Genomic DNA, 24,454 nt, shown 5'->3' on the forward strand with positions numbered 1-24,454 from the left:
ACTTCTATGGAGAGAGTGCCAACGCCATCAAGATACAGATTTGGGTCACCCTGATAGCCAATCTCCTTCTGATGATCATACAAAAACGTATAAAACGACCTTGGAGTTTCTCTGGATTGGCTACAATAATAAGAATCATGCTCATGTATTATGTGAACTGCTACACTTTCCTTGAAGAGCCTGAAAAAGATTGGGCAAAAATGATTCAAGAGGCTAAGGAAATACCTCCTGAACCAAGTCTGTTTGATTAGAGGGGGCTTACTTTTGGGAAAAACAGACCCGAAGTCCAGTTTTAAAGGACTTCGGGCAGGGTTTTTATTCTCTTTGGAGTTTTAGCGGACAGCAATAGTTTAATAAGTATTAGTAACCGACGGCTAACGAGTGTTTGTAACCGTCGGTTAATGAGTTTTTAATAGCCGTCGTTCTGCTTCAGAGCACCACCCGACTTCGTGATTTCTGTTGAAGGATACGGGAACACCATGAGATGGTCGTCGTACTCTACGGGCTTAACCGCAGGGTTAGCCTCGTTGAGATAGTCCTCGTACGGTCCTACTTCGAAGGTGCTGTTCCAGTCGCTGCGGTCGGCATAGTGGCGAGCACGCGGGTGAGCGTTCAGCTCCTTCTTAGCAAGCTCCTTAATCTCGGCTGCACCAGAGTGGAACCAGCGCTTCAGGTCGTAGAGATGGTCGCTGTACTCGAAAGCGAGTTCGCAACGACGCTCGTGATAGAGGTCAGCCCATGTAGCGTTGCCCGACAGCGGAGTGAGGTGAGAGCGGTTGCGCACGCGGTTGATGTCCTTTGCTGCGAGGTCGGCATGACCGAGAACGAGGTTTGCCTCGGCACGGAACAGAAGCATCTCGGCAAAGCGTACGAGCGGCATGTGAACGCGCGCTGTAGGCCAGTTGCCGTTAGAGCTTACGTAGCCGTTCTTGTCGGCATTCTCGTACTTGAACGGATCCATGTACTTGTTGATCATGAAGCCCGACTCAACGTCTGATGTAGAGAAGAACTTGCGTGTCTCGCCGAAGAACTGGAACTCCTGACCGTATTCGAGCACAGAGCGTGTGATGCGGGCGTTGCCTGCACCGTCCTTCAGCATCTCCTCGAAGATGTCGTACGACGGCTTGATCTGACCCCAACCGTTGTAGACGCCCCAACCCTTGTTCTCAAGGATTACGCCAGGGAACTCAGAGCCGCCAGGAGTGTCGCCACCTGTGCCGGCAATGCCGAAGAGGTATTCCTTTGTCCAGTAGTTAGAGAAGTCGGAAGAGAAGATGTCTGCGAACTCGGGAGCGAGGTCGCGTCCGTACTCATTCTCAAGAGCGTCTACCATCTTTATCACGTTCTCCCACTGCTTGCTGTCGAACGCAGCCCAGTAAGCATAGACCTTAGCCTTGTAAGCAACGGCGGCTGCCTTGTGGGCACGTCCACGGTTGTCGATGCCGTAGTCCTTGAAGTTCGGCAGATACTTGATGGCGTTGTCGAGGTCTTCGATAATCATCTTGTAGTTGTCTACTACCGATGCCTGCTGCTTCGGAATAGAGTTGTCGTAGCCGCCAGGGAAGTCCTCGTAGCGTACGAACGGCACACCCTGCTTGTCGTTACCGTAGCGGTAGGCAACATAGAAGTGGCTGAAGGCGCGCATGAAGAACGCCTCGCCGAGCGAGCGTGTCTCTACAGCGGTGAGCGCAGTAGACTGCTGCTTCTTGAGCAACTGCTCCACAACCCAGTTGGCGCGAGAGATGACGCCGGTAAGGCGTCCGTATGTGCCCTTCAACGGGTCTTCATCGCCTGTATACTGGAGGTTGGCGAGAGTAGGATAGCTGCGCGTACGCCCCCAAACGATGTCGCACGCACCGCCCTGCTCCCAGTAAAGTTCGCGACCGAAGAGGCCCTCCTGATGAATCGGCGCATAGAGAGCGTCGATAGCATCTACAGCCTGGTCGTCATTGGTGAAATATAGCGTCGTAGTAGGCTCGCCCTCTTTCTGTACGTCGAGGAAATCGCTACACGAGCTCAACAGTGCCGCAGAGAAAACGGCTGTCAATATATATTTTGCTTTCATAGATATTGCTTTTTAGTTGTTTTAGTAAGTAAGTTTCACACCGAAAGAGAATGTGCGAGCCACCGGATACTTCATAGCATCCCATCCGCCACACTCGGGGTCGATGCCGGTGTAGTCGGTGATGGTGCAGAGGTTCTCGCCACTTACGTAAACGCTCAAACGACTGCTGCGCGAACCGAAGTGTGAGCACTTGCGGAGAAGGTTGGTGAGGTCGTAGCTTACGGTCACGTTCTTCAGACGCAGGTATGAAGCATTCTCAAGATACCAGTCGGAAGCTGTAGAGAAGTTGCCGTTCGGGTCGTTCTTAGAGAGGCGCGGAATGTCAGAGTCGCGGTTTGTCTCGCTCCATGCGTCGAGGATGCGCGAGTCGCGGTTGAAGTTGCCTTGAACGTCTGAGAGTGTCATGTACTTGGCTACGTTCATCGCCTTAGCTCCTGCCACGCCCTGAAGCATTGCAGAGAAGGTGAGGTCTTTCCATGTGAAGCCTGCAGAGAACGAGAAAGTGTACTTCGGTGTGGCAGAACCACAGTACTGACGGTCGGCGTCTGTAATCTTGCCGTCGCCGTTCTTGTCGATGAACTTCAAGTCGCCTGCCTTTGCGTTAGGCTGAATGCGGTTGCCGTTCTTGTCTACGTAAGAAGCTGCTTCGGCATCGCTCTGGAAGATGCCTGCGCTCTTGATGAGGTAGAACGAACCGAGAGGCTGACCCTCTGCGTCCTGATAGCAGTAAGGCAGGTTGCGGAACGAACCGTCGCCGGTCCATACACCTGCGTTGCCGTCTGCGTCCTTCACGCCGATGTCGCTAACCCAGTTCTTGAGCCAAGAGAAGTTGCCGCCAACGTAGTACGACCAGTCCTTATTGATGCGGTCGTTCCAGTTGAGCGAGAGCTCGAGACCACGGTTACGCACCTCGCCCTGATTGATGAGCATCGGGTCGAGACCGATAGAGCCAGGCCAGTTCATCGACTGAGTCTGGATGAGGTCGAACGTGCGCTTCTCGAACCAGTCGAACTGCAAAGCCAAACGGTCGTTGAACATATTGAGGTCGAGACCGAGGTCGAACTGCTCTGAGGTCTCCCAAGTCAGGTTGTTGTTGAGAGCGATAGAGTTGTAGATGAATGTATCCCACAGCTGGTTCTTCTCAACGCCATACTGCGCCTGCTCCTGCCAAGAATTTGTAGAGAGCACTGCCGAACGGTAGTTGTAGCCGATAGAACCGAGGTTGCCCACACGACCCCAAGAAGCGCGGAGCTTGAGGAGCGACACGAGGTCGGTCTTCGGGAAGAAGGCTTCGTTAGAAATCTTCCAACCGGCTGTCACAGCGGGGAAATCGCCGTGGTTCTTGCTCTTAGGCAGACGACCTGCATAGTCGCGGCGCCAAGAAGCTGTGAGGAAGTAGCGGTCATCGAACGAGTAAGCCAGACGGCCGATGAGCGACACGTTGGCGTCAGGGCCTGTGAGATAGTCCTTGCCAGACACGGAGCCTGCGTAAGCGATATACTGCAGATAGGGCGACTCGTCGGCGAAGGTCTTGCCGTTCAGCTCGAAACCGCGTATGTTGAAGTGGTCGGCTGTGGTAGAGAAGAGTGCGCCTACGGTGTGCTTGCCGAAGGTATTGTCGTATGTAAGGGTGTTCTCTGTCTTCCACTGGTCGGTGCGGTATGTGCTCTCGGTGAGCGAGTTGGCGCCGTCGGGCTTACCTACCTCGTCGCGACGCGGCGTGAAGCCTTTGTAGTGGTTCGACTGCAGGTTGTATGTAAAGCGGCTCACGAACTTCAAACCAGGCACTACGTTCGCAATCTCCAATGATGTGGTTGACCAAGCGTCGTTGGTGCGGTCGAAGATGTTCTTGGAAGAGAGCGTGCTGATTGGGTTCACAGCGTCGCCATGAGCATCGGCAAAATTGTTGCCGTATGTAGCGATGTACTTTGGATCCTCGGTTGTTGTTCCGCCGAAACCGCTCTTTGTGAACGGACTGTAAACGGTGGCACTTGCCGGCATGTAGATAGCCGAGAGGATAGGTCCGGTGTAACCCTCATTGGTGTCTGTAGTGCGGCTCTCGGTGTTCTTCCATACGAAGTCTTCGCTGATAGAAACCCACTTGTTAATCTGATACTTGCCTGTATAGTGCAGGGCAAGGTTCTTGTTGAACGTATAGCGCATTACACCCTCGTCGTTGTCGTAAGCGAACGACAGACGGTTGGTGAATGTGTCTGTACCTGCGTTGATGGCTACGTTATGGCGCTGGTAGAACGCTGTGCGGAACACCTCGTCCATCCAGTTGGTGCGGGTTGTGGCTATCCACGGGTTCTTCTTTTCATCCCAACCGTTAGGCAGAGCCAGACCTGCGTTGGCGTAAGAGCGCTTGCGCATCTCTATCTCCTGCTGTGCGTTGAGCGGCTTGGGCAGGTTTGTAGCGTTGCGCACACCTACCATACCCTCATAAGAGACTGATGTGGCACCCTTCTTTGCCTTCTTTGTTGTCACGAGCACTACGCCGCCGGCTCCAGACTGCGCGCCGTAGATAGCTGCTGAAGCGGCGTCCTTCAATACTACTATCGACTCGATATCGTTGAGCGAAGCGATCGGTGCACCGGGCACTCCGTCTACTACCCAAAGCACGTTGTCGCCGTTCTGCGAACCTTGACCGCGAATCACGATGTTAGGAGCGGCTGTAGGGTCGCCACCGTCGGCAGCAACGGTTACACCTGCCAACTGACCCTGCAACATGCCCTCGGTAGAAGTAACGGGGCGCACAGCCAGCTCGTCGACATTGCTCACAACGCCAACGGCTGCCGAGAGGTCCTTCTTCTTTGTAGCGGTACCGTAACCGATGGCTACAACCTCGTTGAGCATCTTGCTGTCCTCGTCGAGGACAACAACGATGTCGCGGTTGTTAGCGCCGACCTTCACTTTCTTTGTTGTATAGCCTACGTATGAAATCTCGAGTGTGCCTCCAGGCAGCACCTGAAGACCGAAATTACCATCTACATCAGTAACTGTGGCAGCCTTGTATCCAACAAGCTTAACGGAAGCGCCAATGATAGGCTCTCCGTTCTGATCCTTCACAACGCCCTTGACGGAAATGCTACCGCGCAATGGCTGTTGAACCTCAGTCGCATTGGAGAAAGCAGTGCCTGCATAAGCCGAAGAGGAAAACGACAACATAGAACATGCGGCTACTCCGAAGATGCCCCACATCCAGTTTTGTTTAGAAATACCTTTTCCCATGTTCAATAAATTTTAATTAATATATGCAATAGATTATTATTCGCTGTAAATGTAATAGTTGATATTCATTGCAAATGTAGGCAAAATATTAAAATCAAGCAAATAAATGTTTCGAAGAATTAAAAAATGAAACGTTATTTTAAAGTTTACGTATCAAAAGCAACTGAAAAACAGAGCGAATCAGACTGATTAGCAACATCTTTTTGCATTGATACAAGACAATACGAGGCAAAAAAAACGTGCATAACTTTTGCCGTTACATATTAAAATGCTAACTTTGCAGGTGGATAAAGCTATACATTATTATATAATGTGGCAGACCAGCAACGAAACAAACGTTTTTATACATAAAACAATAAACAATTATGGTAAACTACAAAGAATTGGGCTTGGTGAACACACGTGATATGTTCGCAAGAGCCATCAAGGGTGGTTACGCTATCCCTGCATTCAACTTCAACAACCTCGAGCAGCTCCAGGCTATCATCAAGGCTTCTTCAGAGCTGAAGTCACCGGTTATCCTTCAGGTATCTAAGGGTGCACGTGCTTACGCTAACGAGACTCTTCTCCGTTACATGGCAGAGGGCGCTGTAGAGTACGCTAAGGAGCTTGGCTGCAAGCATCCTGAGATCGTTCTCCACCTCGACCATGGTGACAGCTTCGAGCTTTGCAAGAGCTGTGTAGACCTTGGCTTCTCTTCAGTAATGATCGACGGTTCTTCACTTCCTTACGAGGAGAACATCGCTCTTACAAAGAAGGTTGTAGAGTACGCTCATCAGTTCGACGTAACTGTAGAGGGCGAGCTCGGTGTATTGGCTGGTGTAGAGGATGAGGTATCTTCTGACGTATGCCACTATACAAAGCCTGAGGAGGTTATCGACTTCACAACTCGTACAGGCGTTGACTCACTCGCTATCTCTATCGGTACTTCTCACGGTGCTTACAAGTTCACACCGGAGCAGTGCACACGCGACCCGAAGACTGGCAAGCTCGTTCCTCCTCCATTGGCATTCGACGTCCTCGACGAGATCATGGAGAAGCTCCCGGGCTTCCCAATCGTTCTCCACGGTTCTTCTTCTGTACCACAGGAGTATGTTGACATGATCAACGAGTACGGTGGCAAGTTGCCTGACGCTGTTGGTATTCCTGAGGAGCAGCTCCGCAAGGCTTCTAAGAGCGCTGTTTGCAAGATCAACATCGACTCTGACTCTCGTCTCGCATTCACCGCTGCTGTTCGCAAGGTATTCCACGACAAACCAGGTGAGTTCGACCCGCGTAAGTACTGCGGTCCTGCACGCGACCTCATGGAGCAGATGTACAAGCACAAGATCACAGATGTGCTCGGTTCTGACGGCAAGCTCGCTCAGTGCTAATCAAGTGGCTTAACATTTAAAGCTAAATAAAATGGAGCGCTCGAAACGTTTATCGTTTCGAGCGCTTTTTTATTAGGATAAAACCGAGTAGGTGAAAAAATCCTCCATATCTTCCAGAAACAGTGTAACCATCACAATATGAGAACAATAAAGGCTGGCAGATAATTTGCAAATAGAGTTATCTGCCAGCCTATCTCCCAGGCATGGTATTTAACGAAAAAGGTGAGCCAGACGGCTCACCTTTTTATATTAAAAAATGTTATTTTCAAATTTAGTCTACAGAGTAATCTTACTTTTAGCCGATTACTTCAGATTCATAATCTGCTTAGCAGTCTCGTCGTCAGGACGAACCTCGAGCAACTTTGCAGCCCACTGCTTAGCGTCAACTACTTTGTCGTTCTGGATATAGTGAACAGCGAGATACTGGTATGCTGTGCCGAGCTTCTTCAAGTCGCCTGCGCTCTTCTCCGGCTGTGACTCGATCTTGTCGATGAGCTTCTTGTAGTAAGGAAGCGCAAGACCAGCCTTCAAGTCAGGGTTGATAGCGTGGTAGAAGTTAGCCTGCTTGAAGAGAGCATAAACAGCAGCGTAGTCGTACTTCTCTGCAATCTGACCATAGATGTCGGCAGCCTTCTTCAGAGCAGCCTTCTTGGCAGCCTCGTCTGTAGCAGCCTCTGACTCCTCAAGGTAGATGTCAGCGAAGTTGTCGTACTCCTTATATGTGCACTCGTCACCCTTAGCAGCGAGGTAAGCCTCGTAAGCAGCTACAGCCTCAGGGAACTTCTTAGCCTTAACGTAAGCGTCAGAGATGAGCTTGTTAACCTCCTTGTTCTCCGGGTCAACCTCTGAGATGTGCTTGTAAGCAGAGATAGCGTCGTCTATGCGACCTACGTTCAGGAGAGCATCAGCGTAGTATGTATAGTCGCTTGCTGTGTACTTAACAGTGTCGGTAGCTGCGAAGAGCTTGTCGCCGTACTCTACAGCTGTCGGGTAGTTCTTCTGCTTGTCTGAAGCGTAGAGAACAACGCGGTTGAACGCACCGTAGCTCGGGTACTTCTGAATACCCTTCTGAGCAAGACTTACAGCCTTGTCGTAGTCCTCAAGAGCGTATGCTGTAAGAGCGTAGTCGAAGAGGATGTAGTCCTCGATAGTTGTCGGGTCGGCAACCTTGTCGTAGTGAGCCATAGCCGACTTCAACTGACCGTTGCGTGAGTACATACGACCTGCAGCTGCGTCAACAGGATAGTCGGGCTTAACAGCACGGAGCTTCTCGAGCATTGCAACAGCTCCGTCCGGGTCTACCTTCTGGTAAACGGTAGCGTATCTTACGTATGAAGTCGGGTTAGTCGGCTCATAGTAAGTACCCTGCTCGTAGAAACCGGCAGCCTTACCGCCGTCGTCCTGAGCAGAAGCGATGTCGCCGAGGAGGATGTAACCCTCTGCACTCTTGGCGTTAGCCTTGATAGCGAGGTTAGCGATTTCCTCTGCCATCTGGTAGTTCTTAGCCTCAAGGAAAGCACGACCGAGAGCTGCGAGAGCTACAGCGTCCTTCTTGTGAGCCTTCTTAAATTCCTTAACCTGATCCTTAGTAGCGACAGCGTCGCCCTTAGCATCTACGATAACTTTTGTGATAGCGTCGATATCAGCCTGTGATGTCTGCGCCATTGCCGGTACTGACAAACTTGCGAGAAGCAGTCCAGCTACGAGATATTTAATAGTCTTCATAATTCGTATTGTTTAATTTGTTAATATTCCGTTTACTGAATTGATGTTATAACAACACACTTAGTTTAAATGGATGCGTGAACATTAGCATATCTTAGCGAAAATTCGTAATTCTAAACTATTGGTTGCTCACCTGCACGTCGCGGATGGTTATCTCGCCGCGTGAGGGGAGCAGACCAGCCTTGAAGAGGATGAGCTGACCCTTGGGCGACTCGATGAAGTGGGCGAAGCCCCACGGCAAGCCGCGCTTCGGGTCGTTGAGCAGCGCCCAGATTGTACGCACGAACGGATAGCGTCCGTTGAGCAGCCAAGCCTGGTAAGGTTTCCATGAGTTCATGGCTGTAGCATGGTCGAGCTTTGAGACAGACATCACGCGGATAGCCTTGTTCCATGTGGTGTTGGTAGAGTCGCGCTTATCGTTGAGCCAGTTGCTGCCGATTACGCCGATGGCGTTCGGTGTGCGTGCCACGTAGTCGATTACGTCCTTGCTGTTCTTTGCTGCGAAGACGTTCGGACTGTTGATTGGCTTGCCGCCGAGGATTGAGTCGCAGCAGTAGTTGACGGCGCTCGACTTGCGGTTGTCGAAACAAACCCAAATCTCACCGAGCTTCGAACCAGGATTTACCTCGTTCCACTTTGTCTTCTTGCCCAAAAGAATGTTCTTCACATCCTTCACGCTGATGCATGAATCGAGATTCTGAGTGTTACAGATGAGCGCCATGCCGTCGTATGCGAGACGCACAGCTTCGGGGAGCATGTTCAGTCCGTCCTTTACGTATGTGTACTCCTTCGGAGTGAAGTTGCGTGCGGTGATGGTGAGCCATGTCTTCTGCTTGAGAAGCATGTTTACGCCGTCAATCTCGTTGGTGTAGATAGGTTTGAGCTTGGTGTTGGGGCATTGCATCTCGTAGACACCGATAAGCTCGTCGATTATAGGACTGAAGCTCTCGTCACATGCAAAGCTGATTTCGCCCTGAGTTGTTGTGTCGGTTCTGCCGTCCTTGCGTTTCTTCTCGCCGCCGCACGAAGCCATGACGAACATCATTGCCACGAGAGCGAGTATCGATATGTTCTTAAAATTAGTCTTCATCGTTTCTTCTATTTTTATTATAGATGATACATACAGGTATCGGCTGCGCCGCTACTGAATGTATAACGCTAAATTCTTATATATATTGTGAGATACAGTTCAAATTAAGTGGACCGCATGTGCAGTCGGTGGGGTGAATCGCGCTACAGAGCGCCGAATGTTGCATTGCGCAGAAGTATAGAACTACAAGCGACAATAAAGAGTTGCGGAGTGGTATGAAACAATTTGGTTTCGAGAAACCTGATTTTAAGCTACAACCATCCATGAGCTCTGGCATAAAGCCGGAGCCACGTGGATGGTTGTTTATGTTAATCCTGCCAGACCGAAGTCAGGCAAGATATTAGAATGCGTTGCGTTTACTGGAGGCGGAATGATACCGGCACCTGATACTTAACACGCACAGCTGAACCGTTCTGCTTACCAGGAGTCCAGCGCGGCATGTTCTTAACCACGCGCATAGCCTCACGGTCGAGTGACGGGTCAACACCACGCAAGATCTGTACGTCGGTGATAGAACCATCGCGTTCAACAACGAAGCCTACTACTACACGACCCTGAACGCCGTTCTCGGCAGCCACTGTCGGATAGTTGATATGGCTTGAGAGGTAGCCCATAAGCGCTCCATCGCCACCAGGGAACATAGGCATCTGCTCAACCACGGTGAAGATCTTATGCTCCTCAACGTGCTTCGGAGGCTCGGGAGCTGCGATTTCTTCCTTAGCCTTGAGAACGGCACCGCCGACCTCGTCGTTACCCTCAACGGTGAAGGCGCCGACAGCCTTATCGCTCTTCTGAACCTCGTCGAGCTTGATCTCGTCCTCTTCCTTAACTTCCTCGTCCTTCTTGATGACAGGAGCGGTGAACTTAACAGAAGACTTAACCTGCTCTACAACCTTTTCAGGCTCTTGCTTGATGATTTCCTTCTTTTCAACCTTAGCTTCCTTCTTTTCAGTGTTCAGCTTGGCAAGCTCTACGGCCTGAGTATTCTCAACCTTCTTGTTTGCCTCTGCCATTTTCTGAAGTTGGAGACCGAGATAGAGGAGTGCTGCAGCAAGGCCAACGATGACAAGAGCCCAAACGTTACGCTTGCCAGTGCCTTTGCGCAACTTGTAGGCTCCATATGACTGGTTTCTGCCCTCAAACACGAGGTCAGTCCATTCATTGGATATCAAATCTATTTTTGACATTTCTTCGTCCTTTCTTTAATTATTAGTCATTTACTTGATACCTTTTGAAGCAAGGAGCTTAGCGTCCTGCTCATTGATCTTGTCAATGACATAAGTACCAATACTGCAGATAGTCATCTCGTCCAGTGCATCTACCATGTTCTTGTATGATGCATCGTCAGTACACTTGATGATGATGGTCATAGTCGGCACCTTGCCAGACTCGAGCTCACCCTTCTTGATCTTAGTCAGAGCAGCGTCATACACTTCCTCTGGATAAGCAGCCGGGTTAGCGAGCTTCTTCTTGTCAAGAGCGTCCTTAGCCATCATGATGTCCTTAACAGGCTGCGAGCCATCCTCGGTGATGTGGTTGAAGAGCACCGAGCGGATACCCTTCTGGCCCCATGTAGTTTCCTTCAGACAGTTCGGGTCATCATACTTAGGCAAGCCATCAACGTGATAGATCTTGTCGTTACCACATACAAAGATTGTAATGGTCTGTGATGCCTTAGCAGCGTTACGATCCTTCTCAGAGATATTCTCGTCGTTCGAAGGCATGGTCAAGTTCATAGTCTGAGGCTTAGCCAAAGATGTACAGAGCATGAAGAACGTGATAAGAAGCATCATCATGTCCACCATCGGCGTGAAGTCCACGCGGGTCTGCATCTTTTTCTGTCTGCTTGCTTTTTTCTTTGCCATGTCTTAGTCCTCCGATTTTGATTTAAGTGCGGTAATGAGATAGTAACGGTTCTCGCTCATGTCCTGGAGCTCCGACATCATCTTCTTGATGGTCTTGTACGGAGTGTCTGCGTCCGCCTTGATGGCGAGCTTCATATCCGAGCCGTTGTTATCGCGAGCCATCTTAACCCAATCCTGGAACTGGCTCATCTTACCGTCCACGCTATCAGTAGGGATACCCTTTGTAGCCTGGAATTCGTTCAATCTGTCTTCCTGGTTCAGAGCGGATCCGAGATCCTGCATGTTTACACCGATGGTAGCAGCGCCCTGAGCAGTCTCTACCTGCTTCTTGGTGAGCTGTACGCCATACTGGTCTGCCATGCCCTGAACGAGTTCGCCCATTCTTCTTGGATTGTCCATACCTACGAAGATTCGGCCGTCCTTATCGCAGAGGATTGTCAAGACATTTGTCTCCGGCACCTTGATTTCAGATACCGAGCCTGGAGTAACGACCTTCACTGCCTCGTTCTTCACGAATGTTGATGTCAACATGAAGAATGTAAGCAAGAGGACCATCACGTCAGACATAGGAGTCATGTCTATCCAAACGTCCGCTTTCTTAACTTTTACTTTACCCATAATGATAAATGTTTTAAAGGGTTAGTAAAATTAAGCCTCGTCTGCGTGGTTTGCTTCGTATGTCTTAGCAATAGTGTAACCTACTTCGTCAAGAGCGTATGTCAGCTTGTCGATCTTGTTTGAATAGTAGTTATATGAGACTACGGCTACCCATGATGTCAAAATACCAGAAGCGGTATTAACGAGGGCCTCAGAGATACCTTCTGAAAGCTGGAGAGAGTCACCACCACCACCTGATGCAAGAGCGGCGAATGAACGGATCATACCAACCACAGTACCGAAAAGAGCGGTAAGAGTACCGAGTGTAACGATAGTTGCGATGATAGGCATGTTCATCTGGAGAGTAGGCATCTCGAGCTGTGTAGCCTCCTCGTGAGCCTGCTGGATCTTAGATACCTTAGCAGCGCGCTTGAGGTTAGGTGTATTCTCCATTTCCTTGTAAGCTGCGATAGAAGCGCCAACAACGTTAGCTACGCTACCCTGCTGCTTGTCGCAAAGCTCCTGAGCCTTAGCCATGTCGCCTGCTACGATAGCCTTCTTTACAGAGATAACGAACTTGCCGAGTGAGCTCTTACCGAAAGCTGTGCGGAGAGCGAAGAAGCGCTCGATAGAGAGAGCGATTACAGAGAAGAGAAGAGTGATGATCACAGGAACGACAACACCACCTTTGTAGACTGTACCCATGAGGTTACCGTCCTTAACCGGCTGTGTCGGATCACCGTTTACGAAGTGCTCAGGTGCACCAAGGATGTACTTGAAGAAAAGCACTGCGAGTACAAAACATACAAGGATGATAAAGAACGCATTTTTAACACCCTGGAATCCAGAAGACTTTTTCGGATTCGCTTTAGCTTGTGTAGTTGCCATAATTTTTTTTTAAAGTTTAATAAGTTATTAAATGGTTAATAAAAAATTCTCTCTTTATGTTAGTACTATTTCTGCATAGTATTAGGATTGTTTGCCAATAATTGCTTTCTTGCACTATTTTAGCATGGCAAAGTTAGCAAATAATGGCAAATAATCATACTATTGCAGAGCATTTAACATTTTTTTATTTCAGTTTAGCCAACGTTTCCTTTATGCGGCGCATAGCCTCGCGGATGTTGTCGTCGCTGGTGGCGTAGCTCATACGGAAGCAATCGGGGTCGCCGAAGGCGTCGCCGCCTACTGTTGCCACGTGACCTTCTTCGAGGAGGAACATAGCGAGGTCGGTGGAGTTGCTGATGGTCTTGCCCTCGTAGCTCTTGCCGTAGAAGCCCGAGCACTTGGGGAAGAGGTAGAACGCGCCCTGCGGACAGTTCACTTCCAGGCCGGGTATCTCCTTGGCGAGGCTCACGATGAGGTCGCGGCGGCGCTCGAACGCTTTGCGCATGGTCTCAACGCACTCCTGCGAGGTGGTGTATGCCGCCTCGGCTGCCTTCTGGCTTACTGAGCACGGACCGCTTGTGTACTGACCCTGCAGCTTGTTGCAGCCCTTGACTATCCACTCGGGTGCGGCGATGAAGCCGATGCGCCAGCCGGTCATGGCGTATGCCTTAGACACGCCGTTGACGATGATGGTGCGCTCCTTCATGCCTGGGAACTGCGCGATGCTCTCGTGCTTGCCCACGTAGTTGATGTGCTCGTATATCTCGTCGGCGAGCACGTACATGCCTTCGTGACGCTTGATTACTTCTGCGAGTGCTGCGAGCTCGTCCTTAGTGTAGACGCTGCCAGTCGGGTTGCTCGGCGAGCAGAGGATGAGCATGCGTGTCTTGGGTGTGATGGCAGCCTCGAGCTGCTCGGGCGTCATCTTGAACTCCTGCTCGAAGCCGGCGTTCACGATAACCGGTGTGCCGCCTGCGAGTTTCACCATCTGCGGATAGCTCACCCAGTAGGGCGCGGGTATTATCACCTCCTCGCCGTCGTTTACGAGTGCCATAACGGTGTTGCAGACGCTCTGCTTGGCGCCGTTCGACACGAGTATCTCGCTTGTTGTGTAGTCGAGATGGTTCTCGTTCTTGAGCTTTGCCACTATCGCCTTGCGCAGATCCATGTAGCCCGGAACTGGCGAATAGCGTGAGAAGTTGTCGTCAATGGCCTTCTTGGCGGCCTCCTTGATATGATCGGGTGTGTTGAAGTCGGGCTCACCGACGCTCATGTTGATTACGTCGATGCCCTGGGCCTTCATCTCGCCGCTCTTCTGCGACATTGCAAGTGTCTGCGACGGAGCGAGACGATTGAGGCGATTTGATAATTCTGCCATAATTATAAATATGTATAGTTATAATTTCTTGCAAAATTAAAAAGAAATTCTGAGTTTGGCGAATAAAATATAGAGGAATTAAAACAAAACTACGAAATGAAATGATATTTTGTTATTTTTTAAACATCAAGAGTCGTAGTTTGATGCATCGGACGGCGAACGCAATCCGTTCGGACGGCGGACGGAATCCGATCGGACGGCGGACGGAATCCGATCGGACGGCGGACGGAATCGGTGACGAAAAAATTACATTCGGCTCTTCTGACTTTGTCCTGCGCCAGTTCCCTTATACTTGCTATTTGTGGCATTAAAGCGATAGCGGATGCCCAGCGTGAAGCTACTGACGGAGTAAGCATCGTAAAACAATGTTCGTGCAGCGCCGGAATAGAACGTGCGGTACTGATTGCCGGTGGCGAATAGGTCGGATACGTCAAGGGTTAACGTCAAGCGATTTTTAAATAATGCCTTGTAAAGAGAGAGATCGGTGTTGAAATATCCCTTACGTATATTTTTGTTTCCCATGTTTCCTTCGGTCTGTGCGGTCATTACGAGCGAAGCCGTCAACCACTTGAAGTCGAACGTGTTGGTAAAAGAGAAGACAGCCACTGGATTAGTGAGCTTATTGCCCACGTGCGTGTCCATCTTGAGCCATTGTTTGTAGAGCATCGCCTCTAATGTGGGATGCCAAATGCCGTAGGTTGGATTCAGCGTCAGTCCTGCCTGAAAGGAGTTATAGCCGTTGATATTTTCTGGACGGGCAAGCGACTTTATTGGGTCGTTCTGATACGACTGCGTCATCGTGCAAACCTCATCGGAGATATGCGAATAAATCAGTTGCAGATTAACCCACTTCCATGAGAAAGCGTAAGTAAGATTGCGCGTTATTGATGGTGTGAGGAACGGATTTCCCGATTCGTATGTGTACTGGTTGTCGTACTGCACGCCACTTCTGAGTTCGTTGTAGCTGGGACGATAGATGTCGGCTGCGTATGTCAGTTGCATCTGGGTCTTGCCTACGGGTAGCGAGAGGGCAATCGATGGAAACCAGTTGCTGTATGTCTTGCTCTGAAGGTCGATGCGAATCCCGTTTGTGTAATAATCGAAGTCGTTATACTCGTAGCGCAAACCTGCCTGCACAGAAAGCGCCCCGAAGGAGCGGGTGTAATCTACGAAAGCCGAAGTCATCGACTCTTTCACTTTCTCGTTCTCATTACTCGTAACTTCCGGCACGATGGTGTATAGCATTCGACGATTAAGAGAAGAGTATTCGCCACCTACCGACAGTTCGCCCTTGAACAGTGGAAAACCAAGAACAAGTTTAGAAGCAACCAGCGAGTTGCGGTTGTTGCGGTAAGAGTCGGCTTGAGAGTTTTTTATCTGGTTGTCTTCGCCGGTGACGCTCTCTTTTATAGTCATCCTATTCTTGTCACCATACCAATAGTAATCGGTATTGAAGTCTATTTTGAGTGCCCCTATCTTGCCTACATAATAGGCATTGGCAAGATATTTCGAGGTATGACCAGGAGAGAAATAGTCTCCACGAGATGTCTCCACGAGTTGATCATTGCAGTATGACATGGCTTGCTGTAGTCCCCTACCTTCTTTTCTTGCATAGCGGTCGTAACTGAAACTCGCACCTATGGAGTTCTCATCGTCAAACATATAGCTGGCATTCAAGCGTGCATACGGATTGAGATTTGTATATTCTTGCGTTATCTTAGTATCCTGCAACCATGTATTGCTGGTGTAGGTATACTGCTGTATTCTCTTGTTATCCGGTTGATGAGTGTATGCCCCATACAAAAAGCCGGTGATGTCGAAACCGCCTTTACGATAGTTGCCTTGGAACGACTCGTAATAACTCATGCGCTTATCTTCATTGATGACAAAACTGGTGCTATTGTCAAAGCTGAAGCCCTCGCCTTGCGGTTTCTTGGTGGTGATGCGTATAACGCTCTTCACGCTGGCATCATAACGTGCACCTGGGTTGCTGATAACCTCAATGTTCTTGATGTCGCTGGGTTGCAAACGCTGCAACTCCATTTGGTCTTGCATCTTACGACCATTGATATAAATTACTGGTGTTCCTCTGCCGAACACTTCTATATCTCCGTCTTTAGCCGACACGCTGGGGATGCGTGAAAGCAACTGCTCCATATTGGCAGTTTTCTCCAACACGCTACCTGATACCGTCGTCGTCATTCCTTCACCGCTCAACACCGTCTTGGGCAGTTGGCTTCTTACAACGATTTCGCCGAGCATCCAGGAATCTTCGCTTAATCGGATGACACCCATGTCTTCTCCACGACAATCTCGGAAAGCTGTCGTATAACCAATTGATGAAACCTTAATGATTCCGTCATTGCAAGGAGAATCGATAACAAAGCTACCATCCTCGCCACTCACAGCCCCCTTGACAAAAGCAGAATCTCCACGAGTCAGAAGCACGACATTCACGAAAGCCAAAGGTTCGCCTTTAGTATTTTCAATCTTTCCCTTAATGTTCTGCGCCATTATCGGAGCAAAAGACATAAGCGATATAAGCGCCGATATCATTACCTTAATCATAATCGCTATTTTTTATTTTTAATACTAAACAGATCATTTGCTCTATAAAAAAAGGAAGAGAACATGAGTTTGGGTATATACAAATAGCATACACCCAAGCTCTTGTTCTCTTATCGTTAGCATTGCTTGCGGCTGCGGAGGCTTTCACCTCCGCTACTTGATTATTACTTCAGATGCAAGGTGTGACCCATACGGTCGCGCTTTGTCTTGAGATAGCGCTCGTTATACTCGTTAGGTATCACTTCGATTGGCACGTTCTCTACAATCTCGAGTCCGTACGACTCTAAGCCTACACGCTTTGTGGGATTGTTGGTAAGCAGGCGCATCTTGTGCACGCCGAGGTGGCGCAGCATCTGTGCTCCGCAACCATAGTCGCGCTCGTCGGGCTTGAAGCCGAGGTGCACGTTGGCGTCTACGGTGTCGTAGCCTTCCTCCTGCAGCTTGTATGCCTCAATCTTGTTCATGAGTCCGATGCCGCGGCCTTCCTGCTGCATGTAGACAACAACGCCCTTGCCTTCCTTCTCAATCATCTCCATCGCCTTGTGCAGCTGCTGTCCGCAGTCGCAACGCTTAGAGCCGAGGATGTCGCCCGTAGCACATGACGAGTGTACACGCACGAGCACCGGCTCGTCTTCGCGCCACTCACCCTTCACGAGAGCCATGTGCTCGAGTCCGTTGCTCTGCTGGCGGAACGGCACGAGGCGGAAGTGTCCCCACTCTGTAGGCATGTCTACCTCCTCGCCCACTTCGATTATCGATTCCTTCTTGAGGCGGTAAGCGATGAGGTCCTTGATGGTGATGATGCGCAAGCCCCACTCCTCTGCCTTCTTCTGCAGGTCGGGCATGCGTGCCATCGTTCCGTCCTCGTTCATTATCTCCATGAGTGCGCCGGCAGGATAGAGTCCGGCGAGACGGCAGAGGTCGATTGTAGCTTCGGTGTGTCCGCAGCGGCGCAGCACGCCGTTGTCCTGGGCGTAGAGCGGATTGATATGTCCCGGGCGACCGAAGGTCTGCGGTGTAGACGCAGGGTCGGCGAGCGCCTTTATGGTAGCTGCACGGTCGTGGATAGACACGCCGGTGGTGCATCCTTCGAGTTTGTCTACTGTGACGGTGAACGGTGTGCCGAGCATCGACGTATTGTCGCTCACCTGGTGCGGCAGGTCGAGTTCCTCGCAACGCGAGAGGGTGATAGGTACGCAAAGCACGCCGCGTGCGTTCTTCAGCATGAAGTTCACCTTTTCAGGAGTTATCTTCTCGGCTGCGATGATGAGGTCGCCCTCATTCTCGCGGTCTTCGTCGTCAACCACGATTACGAACTGTCCGGCTTTAAAATCTTCGAGAGCGTCTTCGATGCTGCTCAGTTTGAATTCTCCCATAGTATTTTAGGATTTATGAGTCGGCAGGCTGCGGTGGCTGGAGTGTCTGCTCTTACCCACAAACATCTTGCCCAACTCTGGTTAGTTTTAAATTTATTCTTAATTTTCTGATTATTGTCTGTGTCTTTTTCTCGTGCACTACTGTCGGCTGAGTATATCCTCGATGCGGCGTATTATCACTTTGTTCTCTGCCTGCACCACCTTCAGGTCGCGCTGCAGACGCAGGCGGTAGCGCCACATGCGCATGTAGAGCACGAAGCCGAGCGGTATGACGGCGGCAGCCACGATGTTGAGCCACTTGCGCTCGAACGGACGTGTGTGGGCGCGCTCCGATATCACGGGGTACTGGCTCAGATGGTTGATGATAGTGCGGTCGCGCGAGTTGCTCAGGTCTTCTATTATCTGCTCCAGCTGCGGCACGATGCGCTCCATCACGTTGTCGGGCTCGTACTTGAAGAACACTTTCACCCAGCTCGGCGCGTGCTTCAGACGGTGAGTGAGCGAGTATTCGGTCAGCTCGCGGTTCATCTGCTTCAGCTGTGCGAGGTTCTCGGCGTAGTGCGGGTCGTTTATCACCACCTCCTTGCGGTATATCGGGCGCTTGATGCGCAGTCCGAAGAAGCGACGGAAGGCGTTGGCGTACATGTCGGCGTTGAACACAACGGAGTCGTTCGTCGCCTTGTACGTGAAGAACACCGCCATCGGCACGAGCACGGCTGGCGCAAGACTCTTGCCGAACCAGATTGTCCACATGCCGCTTCGCGCCATTCGGTAGCCCGAGTTGTCGAGTATGTAGTAGAGAATGAACACGAGCACCGATATGAGCACCGGCAGACCCAAGCCGCCCTTGCGAATGATAGCTCCAAGCGGGGCGCCGATGAAGAAGAAGATGATGCACGACAAGGCGAGCGTGATCTTTGCCACCCACTCTATCTTGTGCTGACGGATGAGTCGGTCGCCGTCGTCGGTTATGAGCGACTTGAACTCGAGGTCGTACTTGCGCGACGCCACGCGGTTAAGCGCATAGCTCACAGCGGAGCGTTTCTGCTGCGGCGTGAGTCGGGCGTATACTGAGTCGACATTGTATGACGCGCCTTTGGCGAGCTGCAGGGCGCGCAGCGAGTCGGTCTTCGACACCGTGCCGAGCGTGTAGAACAGACGCTGGTCGGCTGTGTAGTAAGAGTTGCCGATGCTGTCGTACACATGCTTCAGCGAGTCCATATCGTGGGTTATCTGCGTGAAACTCTTTCCGCGTGCGTCGTTGGAGAGCGACGATCCGTCTGTCACGTTGAAGTCGGTGTCGAAGTCGAGCACTATCTGTTTATGCACGAACGACTCGCGACGGTAAGGCACCGAAGCGCTACCTGCCATCTCCTGCGACTGCATGTTTTCGAACCACTCGCCACTCCACAGCGTAAGCAGCAGATGCTTCTTCTCGGCTGTCGACTGCAGCATACCCGAGTCGGCAAGTATTATCGCCTGGTCTTCGTAAGAGCCGGTCATGCGGTATATCATGATGCCGTAGAGTTTGCCGGTGTCCATGTTCTTCTTCGAGACGTAGATGTTAGAGCTTGGTATGCCGTCGTAGAACACGCCTTCGGGTATCTCCAGTTCTGGACTTTTCTGCTTCATAGACATCAGCATCACGGCGAGCTTGCGGTGAGCTTCGGGTCCGATTGAGTTCTGGAAGTATATGGAGAGCACGCAGATAGCCAGACTGATGGCTATGAGCGAGCGGAAAGCCTGCATGAGCGAGATGCCGGCGGCTTTAATGGCTGTAAGCTCTGAGCTTTCGCCGAGATTTCCGAAGGTAATAAGCGAGGAAAGTAATATTGCAAGCGGCATAGCCTGCGGCACAAGCATAAGACCCATGTGCCAGAAAAATTCGGCAAGCACGTCCATGGAGAGACCCTTGCCGATAAGCTCGTCGACATACTTCCATAGGAACTGCATCATCAGCACAAACTGGCAGATGAAGAACGTTCCTATGAACAAAAGACCGAACTGCTTTGCAATGAAAATATCTAATTTCTTTATACGAAACATCGTGAGAGTTTTTACCTTATTATATATATAGGGCGGAACGTGCCGCCGGAGCATACATATAAGAGGTGGGTATATGTTGACTTTTATGCTGCAAAATTAGCATAAATATTTCATATACTCCCCGAAATTAAATGATTTTAGTATTTTTACGGCTTCACTGAGCCGCTCTGTCTACATCTACACTCCGCATCTGCGGCGCAGACGCTCGAAGTTGTGCGTCCAAATGTCCATCAGCCACTCCTTGTCGCCGTCGTCGGTGAAGTCGGTGACAGAGAGCATATAGCCACCGGTGAGGTTGCTTTTCTCCATGCGTATCTCTACATACGAGCCGTCGGTCTCGTCGTCCCACGACCAGCGTATGCGACCGAACTTTTCGAGCACGCTGACCGTAGCCATGCGCACTTCATGGTGGCGGTTGGCATCGCCCCAGGCGCAGGTGAGCTGGTCGCCGTCGAGCGTAACGCTGTCGGCAATCCACTTCTGAAGACCCGAATCGGTACCTATGAGCTGCCAAATTATGTTCTTCGAGGTTGAGTTGAGGAGGTGTTCGACTGTGATTTTGTTTTTATCCATATCGTTTTTAGTAGCGTAATTACTATATATATAATGTAGTGACAGTGCAAAGTTAAGGAAAAAATAAATAATTTGCATACAAAAGAGATTTTTTTTGAAAAAAGTTTTGGAGATTAACAAAAAAGCATTACCTTTGCACTCACAATCAAGAACGATGGCGGGATAGCTCAGCTGGTTAGAGCGCATGATTCATAATCATGAGGTCCCCAGTTCAATCCTGGGTCCCGCTACAAAAGAACGAGTTAAAGACAATTCTTTAACTCGTTTTTTTTACATCTATATCAATTAAAAGCAGATTTAACACATCTTTTACCGCATTTTTTCTACAATTAACACGTTATATTCTTGGTTTTTAGTACCTTTGCATTGATTTTCGTAAAGTGTGCGAAAGACGCTGCCACAAAGCGCATAACAACCGCGTCTAACGACAATTACGACTGATAACAACAAAGAGTAAAAGGATAATCAACAATAATAAAAGAAACAATGGCTGGAACAAAAAAAATCAAGACCGCGCTTATTTCTGTATTCCATAAGGATGGTCTCGACGAGCTCCTGAAGAAGCTCAACGAAGAAGGTGTTAAATTCCTCTCTACCGGTGGCACTCAGGCGTTCATCGAGAAGCTTGGCTACGAGTGCCAGGCTGTAGAAAGCGTCACTTCTTATCCGTCAATCCTCGGCGGACGTGTTAAGACTCTGCACCCACGCATCTTCGGTGGCATCCTCGCTCGCCGCGACAACGAAGGCGACCGCCAGCAGATGGCAGAATACGCCATCCCTGAAATCGACCTCGTTATCGTTGACCTCTATCCGTTCGAGCAGACCGTAGCAAGCGGCGCTTCTGAGACCGACATCATCGAAAAGATCGACATAGGCGGCATCTCGCTCATCCGCGCCGGCGCAAAGAACTTCAACGATGTGGTGATCGTTCCGAGCAAGGCTGAGTACAAGGTGCTCCTCGACATCCTCAACGCTAACGGCGCAGAGACCACTCTCGCTGAGCGCAAGATGTTCGCTGAGCGCGCATTCGGCGTAAGCAGCCACTACGATACTGCAATCCACGCTTGGTTTGCAAAGTAAACTCAAAACTCATAATTCAAAACTCAATAAATGGGATTTTTTTCATTCAGACAGGAAATTGCGATGGACCTCGGCACTGCCAACACCATCATCATCAGCGACGACAAGATTGTTGTTGATGAACCTTCGGTAGTGGCACTCGACCGTCGCACAGACAAAATGATTGCTGTCGGCTCGAAGGCAAAGATGATGTATGAGAAGACTCACGACAACATCCGAACCATTCGCCCACTCCGCGATGGAGTCATAGCCGACTTCTCCGCTTGCGAACAGATGATGCGCGGACTCATCAAGATGGTACACTCTGGCAGCCGCCTCTTCACCCCGTCGCTGCGTATGGTGATCGGCGTTCCTTCGGGTTCTACAGAGGTTGAACTGCGCGCCGTGCGCGACAGCGCAGAACATGCTGACGGACGAGACGTATACCTCATCTTCGAGCCTATGGCTGCTGCCATCGGTATCGGTATCGACGTAGAAGCGCCGGAGGGCAACATGATTGTCGACATAGGTGGCGGTTCTACAGAGATTGCTGTCATCTCACTCGGCGGCATCGTGTCGAACAACTCTATCCGCACTGCGGGTGACGACCTCACTGCCGACATTCAGGAGTATATGTCGCGCCAGCACAACGTGAAGGTTTCTGAGCGTATGGCTGAGCGTATCAAGATTCACGTCGGATCGGCTCTCACCGAGCTTGGCGACGAGGCACCTGAGGACTTCATCGTTCACGGTCCGAACCGCATCACCGCTCTCCCAATGGAGGTGCCGGTATGCTATCAGGAGATTGCTCACTGCCTCGACAAGACTATCGCAAAGATTGAGAACGCTGTGCTCTCTGCTCTTGAGAACACTCCGCCTGAGCTTTATGCCGACATCGTGAAGAATGGCATCTACCTCAGTGGTGGCGGCGCTCTGCTGCGCGGTCTCGACAAGCGCTTGCAAGAGAAGATCAACATCCCGTTCCACATCGCCGAAGATCCGTTGCACAGCGTAGCTATCGGTGCGGGTGTTGCTCTTAAGAACATCGACCGCTTCTCATTCCTTATGAGATAAGCTAAAAGTAAAAGAGTAAAAAAGTAAAAGAGTAAAAAGCTCTCAACAATAAATAACATTTAAAGGTAAGAAGGTAAAAAAGTAAAAGAGTAAAAAGAGTTGGAACGATGATACGCCCTCTGCTTTTTACTTTTTTACTCTTTTACTTTTTTACTTTTCGACTATGCGCAACTTATTAGATTTTCTTTCACGCCACAACCATTGGTTCGTCTTCCTCCTGCTGGAGGTGGTGAGCCTCACTCTGCTGTTCAAATACAACAGCTATCAGGGCAGCGTGTGGTTCTCGTCAGCCAATGCCGTAGCGGGAAAGATGTACGAATGGGACTCGTCCGTTAAGCAATACTTCGCTCTTACCGAAGTGAACCGACAACTCACCGACCGCAATATTTACCTCGAACGCGAAGTAGAGATGCTGCGCGAGCAGGTGCTGAAGACAAACAAGGACACTACCCTCGTCGAACGACTGCAACAGAACGTTATGCGCGACTATGAGACCATTCCGGCAAAGGTCGTCAGCTCGTCGCTCGACAAGGCTAACAACTTCATCACCATCGACAAAGGCAGCGCCGACGGCGTGCGCAAGGATATGGGCGTGGTGTGCGGTCAGGGCATCGTGGGCATCGTCTATCTCTGCAACGAGCACTACTCGGTGATTATTCCGGTGCTCAACGAGCAGTCGAACATCAGCTGCACCATACGCGGACGCGGCTTCTTCGGCTATCTGCGCTGGCATGGCGGTTCGCCGGAGTCGGCTTACGTAGAGGATATTCCGCGACATGCTCACTTCCGTTTGGGCGACTTCGTCGTTACGTCGGGCTACTCGTCGGTATTCCCGCCGGGCATCATCGTCGGACGCATCAAGCATGTGTACAACTCCGACAACGGACTCTCGTATCGTCTCAACATCTCTCTGTCTACCGACTTTGCACGTCTGCGCGACGTGAGCGTCATCAACGACCGCGAGATGGACAAGAAACTCGAATTACTGCGTGCTGCGGAGGATTCTCTGAAGGCACGCCAATAAATATATAGAAGAAATCAAATGAGCCTGAATTTCATCAGAAACATAATATTCATCATTGTGCTGCTCCTCGTGCAGACGCTGCTGCTCAACCACATCAGCGTCTTCGGATGCGCTACGCCTTTGCTCTACGTCTACTTCGCACTTACCATACAGCGCGGAGAGTCGAAGTGGGCAACGCTGCTATGGTGCTTCGCGATGGGTCTTCTTGTAGACATCTTCTCGAACACTCCGGGCGTGGCTGCCGCAGCAATGACTCTCGTGGGCTTTCTGCAGCCTTACGTCATCGAACTGTTTGCCCCGCGCGACAGTGCTGAAGACCTGCGCCCGTCACCATTCACATTCGGCTCAAGCAAATACGCCAACTACACCATCATCCTCGTGGTTATCTATTGCTTAGCGTTCTTCTCGCTCGAAGCATTCAACTTCTACAACTGGGTTCAATGGCTCTCAAGCATCGGCGGCAGCGCCCTGCTCACCATCATACTCATATTGGTGATAGAGAACTTCAGAAGCAAACGTTAG

General features: G+C 50.5%; 18 protein-coding genes, 1 tRNA gene and 1 pseudogene. 7 read left to right on the forward strand and 13 right to left on the reverse strand.

The window, feature by feature from the left end; genetic code table 11:
• A pseudogene (locus tag KTQ90_RS03700) lies at positions 1-251 on the forward strand (IS4 family transposase); the annotation flags it as partial.
• 158 nt (positions 252-409) lie between these two features.
• Here KTQ90_RS03700 and KTQ90_RS03705 read toward each other — a convergent pair.
• Entirely contained in the window at positions 410-2,065 is a 1,656-nt protein-coding gene (locus tag KTQ90_RS03705; protein ID WP_217317261.1) for a RagB/SusD family nutrient uptake outer membrane protein, read from the reverse strand.
• A gap of 21 nt (positions 2,066-2,086) precedes the next feature.
• Positions 2,087-5,296: a SusC/RagA family TonB-linked outer membrane protein gene (locus tag KTQ90_RS03710; RefSeq protein ID WP_217317262.1), complete on the reverse strand. Its 3,210-nt coding sequence runs from the start codon at positions 5,294-5,296 to the stop codon at positions 2,087-2,089.
• Positions 5,297-5,661: 365 nt separating this feature from the next.
• Here KTQ90_RS03710 and KTQ90_RS03715 point away from each other — a divergent pair, with 365 nt between their 5' ends.
• Positions 5,662-6,669 carry a class II fructose-bisphosphate aldolase gene (locus KTQ90_RS03715; RefSeq protein ID WP_022157239.1) on the forward strand — a complete coding sequence of 336 codons (1,008 nt, stop codon included), beginning with the start codon at positions 5,662-5,664 and terminating at the stop codon, positions 6,667-6,669.
• A 303-nt stretch (positions 6,670-6,972) separates the two neighbouring features.
• Here the strand turns inward: KTQ90_RS03715 and KTQ90_RS03720 are convergent, their stop codons facing one another.
• The 11 genes from KTQ90_RS03720 to KTQ90_RS03770 all read right to left on the reverse strand — a co-directional run bounded on the left by KTQ90_RS03720 (position 6,973) and on the right by KTQ90_RS03770 (position 20,775).
• On the reverse strand, positions 6,973-8,394 hold the full coding sequence (locus tag KTQ90_RS03720) for a tetratricopeptide repeat protein (RefSeq protein ID WP_217317263.1): 1,422 nt from the start codon (positions 8,392-8,394) through the stop codon (positions 6,973-6,975).
• A 118-nt stretch (positions 8,395-8,512) separates the two neighbouring features.
• Positions 8,513-9,484, reverse strand: a complete 972-nt coding sequence (locus KTQ90_RS03725; protein WP_217317264.1) for a PstS family phosphate ABC transporter substrate-binding protein — start codon at positions 9,482-9,484, stop codon at positions 8,513-8,515.
• Positions 9,485-9,840: 356 nt separating this feature from the next.
• Positions 9,841-10,671 (reverse strand): energy transducer TonB, encoded by an 831-nt coding sequence (locus KTQ90_RS03730; RefSeq protein WP_217317265.1) that lies wholly within the window; start codon positions 10,669-10,671, stop codon positions 9,841-9,843.
• A 30-nt stretch (positions 10,672-10,701) separates the two neighbouring features.
• Positions 10,702-11,349 carry an ExbD/TolR family protein gene (locus tag KTQ90_RS03735; RefSeq protein ID WP_022157243.1) on the reverse strand — a complete coding sequence of 216 codons (648 nt, stop codon included), beginning with the start codon at positions 11,347-11,349 and terminating at the stop codon, positions 10,702-10,704.
• A 3-nt stretch (positions 11,350-11,352) separates the two neighbouring features.
• On the reverse strand, positions 11,353-11,967 hold the full coding sequence (locus tag KTQ90_RS03740; RefSeq protein ID WP_217317266.1) for an ExbD/TolR family protein: 615 nt from the start codon (positions 11,965-11,967) through the stop codon (positions 11,353-11,355).
• Positions 11,968-11,997: 30 nt separating this feature from the next.
• The gene (locus tag KTQ90_RS03745) at positions 11,998-12,834 is read right to left on the reverse strand and encodes a MotA/TolQ/ExbB proton channel family protein (RefSeq protein WP_022157245.1); all 837 of its coding nucleotides are present in this window, start codon (positions 12,832-12,834) and stop codon (positions 11,998-12,000) included.
• Between the two features lie 184 nt (positions 12,835-13,018).
• Positions 13,019-14,212 carry a pyridoxal phosphate-dependent aminotransferase gene (locus tag KTQ90_RS03750; protein ID WP_022157246.1) on the reverse strand — a complete coding sequence of 398 codons (1,194 nt, stop codon included), beginning with the start codon at positions 14,210-14,212 and terminating at the stop codon, positions 13,019-13,021.
• Between the two features lie 246 nt (positions 14,213-14,458).
• On the reverse strand, positions 14,459-16,780 hold the full coding sequence (locus KTQ90_RS03755) for a TonB-dependent receptor (protein WP_217317267.1): 2,322 nt from the start codon (positions 16,778-16,780) through the stop codon (positions 14,459-14,461).
• 164 nt (positions 16,781-16,944) lie between these two features.
• Complete coding sequence (locus KTQ90_RS03760) at positions 16,945-18,156, reverse strand: bifunctional 3,4-dihydroxy-2-butanone-4-phosphate synthase/GTP cyclohydrolase II (RefSeq protein ID WP_022158057.1); 1,212 nt, start codon at positions 18,154-18,156, stop codon at positions 16,945-16,947.
• A 138-nt stretch (positions 18,157-18,294) separates the two neighbouring features.
• Positions 18,295-20,202: an LptF/LptG family permease gene (locus KTQ90_RS03765; protein WP_217317268.1), complete on the reverse strand. Its 1,908-nt coding sequence runs from the start codon at positions 20,200-20,202 to the stop codon at positions 18,295-18,297.
• A 177-nt stretch (positions 20,203-20,379) separates the two neighbouring features.
• Entirely contained in the window at positions 20,380-20,775 is a 396-nt protein-coding gene (locus KTQ90_RS03770; RefSeq protein WP_217317269.1) for an START-like domain-containing protein, read from the reverse strand.
• A 156-nt stretch (positions 20,776-20,931) separates the two neighbouring features.
• Here KTQ90_RS03770 and KTQ90_RS03775 point away from each other — a divergent pair.
• The 5 genes from KTQ90_RS03775 to mreD all read left to right on the forward strand — a co-directional run bounded on the left by KTQ90_RS03775 (position 20,932) and on the right by mreD (position 24,454).
• Positions 20,932-21,005: transfer RNA gene (locus KTQ90_RS03775), tRNA-Met, on the forward strand.
• A 256-nt stretch (positions 21,006-21,261) separates the two neighbouring features.
• Positions 21,262-21,855 carry an IMP cyclohydrolase gene (locus KTQ90_RS03780; RefSeq protein ID WP_217317270.1) on the forward strand — a complete coding sequence of 198 codons (594 nt, stop codon included), beginning with the start codon at positions 21,262-21,264 and terminating at the stop codon, positions 21,853-21,855.
• Positions 21,856-21,885: 30 nt separating this feature from the next.
• On the forward strand, positions 21,886-22,908 hold the full coding sequence (locus KTQ90_RS03785; protein ID WP_022158061.1) for a rod shape-determining protein: 1,023 nt from the start codon (positions 21,886-21,888) through the stop codon (positions 22,906-22,908).
• A 163-nt stretch (positions 22,909-23,071) separates the two neighbouring features.
• The gene (gene mreC, locus KTQ90_RS03790) at positions 23,072-23,932 is read left to right on the forward strand and encodes a rod shape-determining protein MreC (protein WP_217317271.1); all 861 of its coding nucleotides are present in this window, start codon (positions 23,072-23,074) and stop codon (positions 23,930-23,932) included.
• Between the two features lie 18 nt (positions 23,933-23,950).
• A complete protein-coding gene (gene mreD / locus KTQ90_RS03795; protein ID WP_217317272.1) occupies positions 23,951-24,454 on the forward strand; it encodes a rod shape-determining protein MreD in 504 nt (167 codons plus the stop codon).

Source organism: Leyella stercorea, from assembly GCF_019052365.1.
In the GTDB taxonomy this organism is placed as follows: Bacteria; Bacteroidota; Bacteroidia; order Bacteroidales; family Bacteroidaceae; genus Prevotella.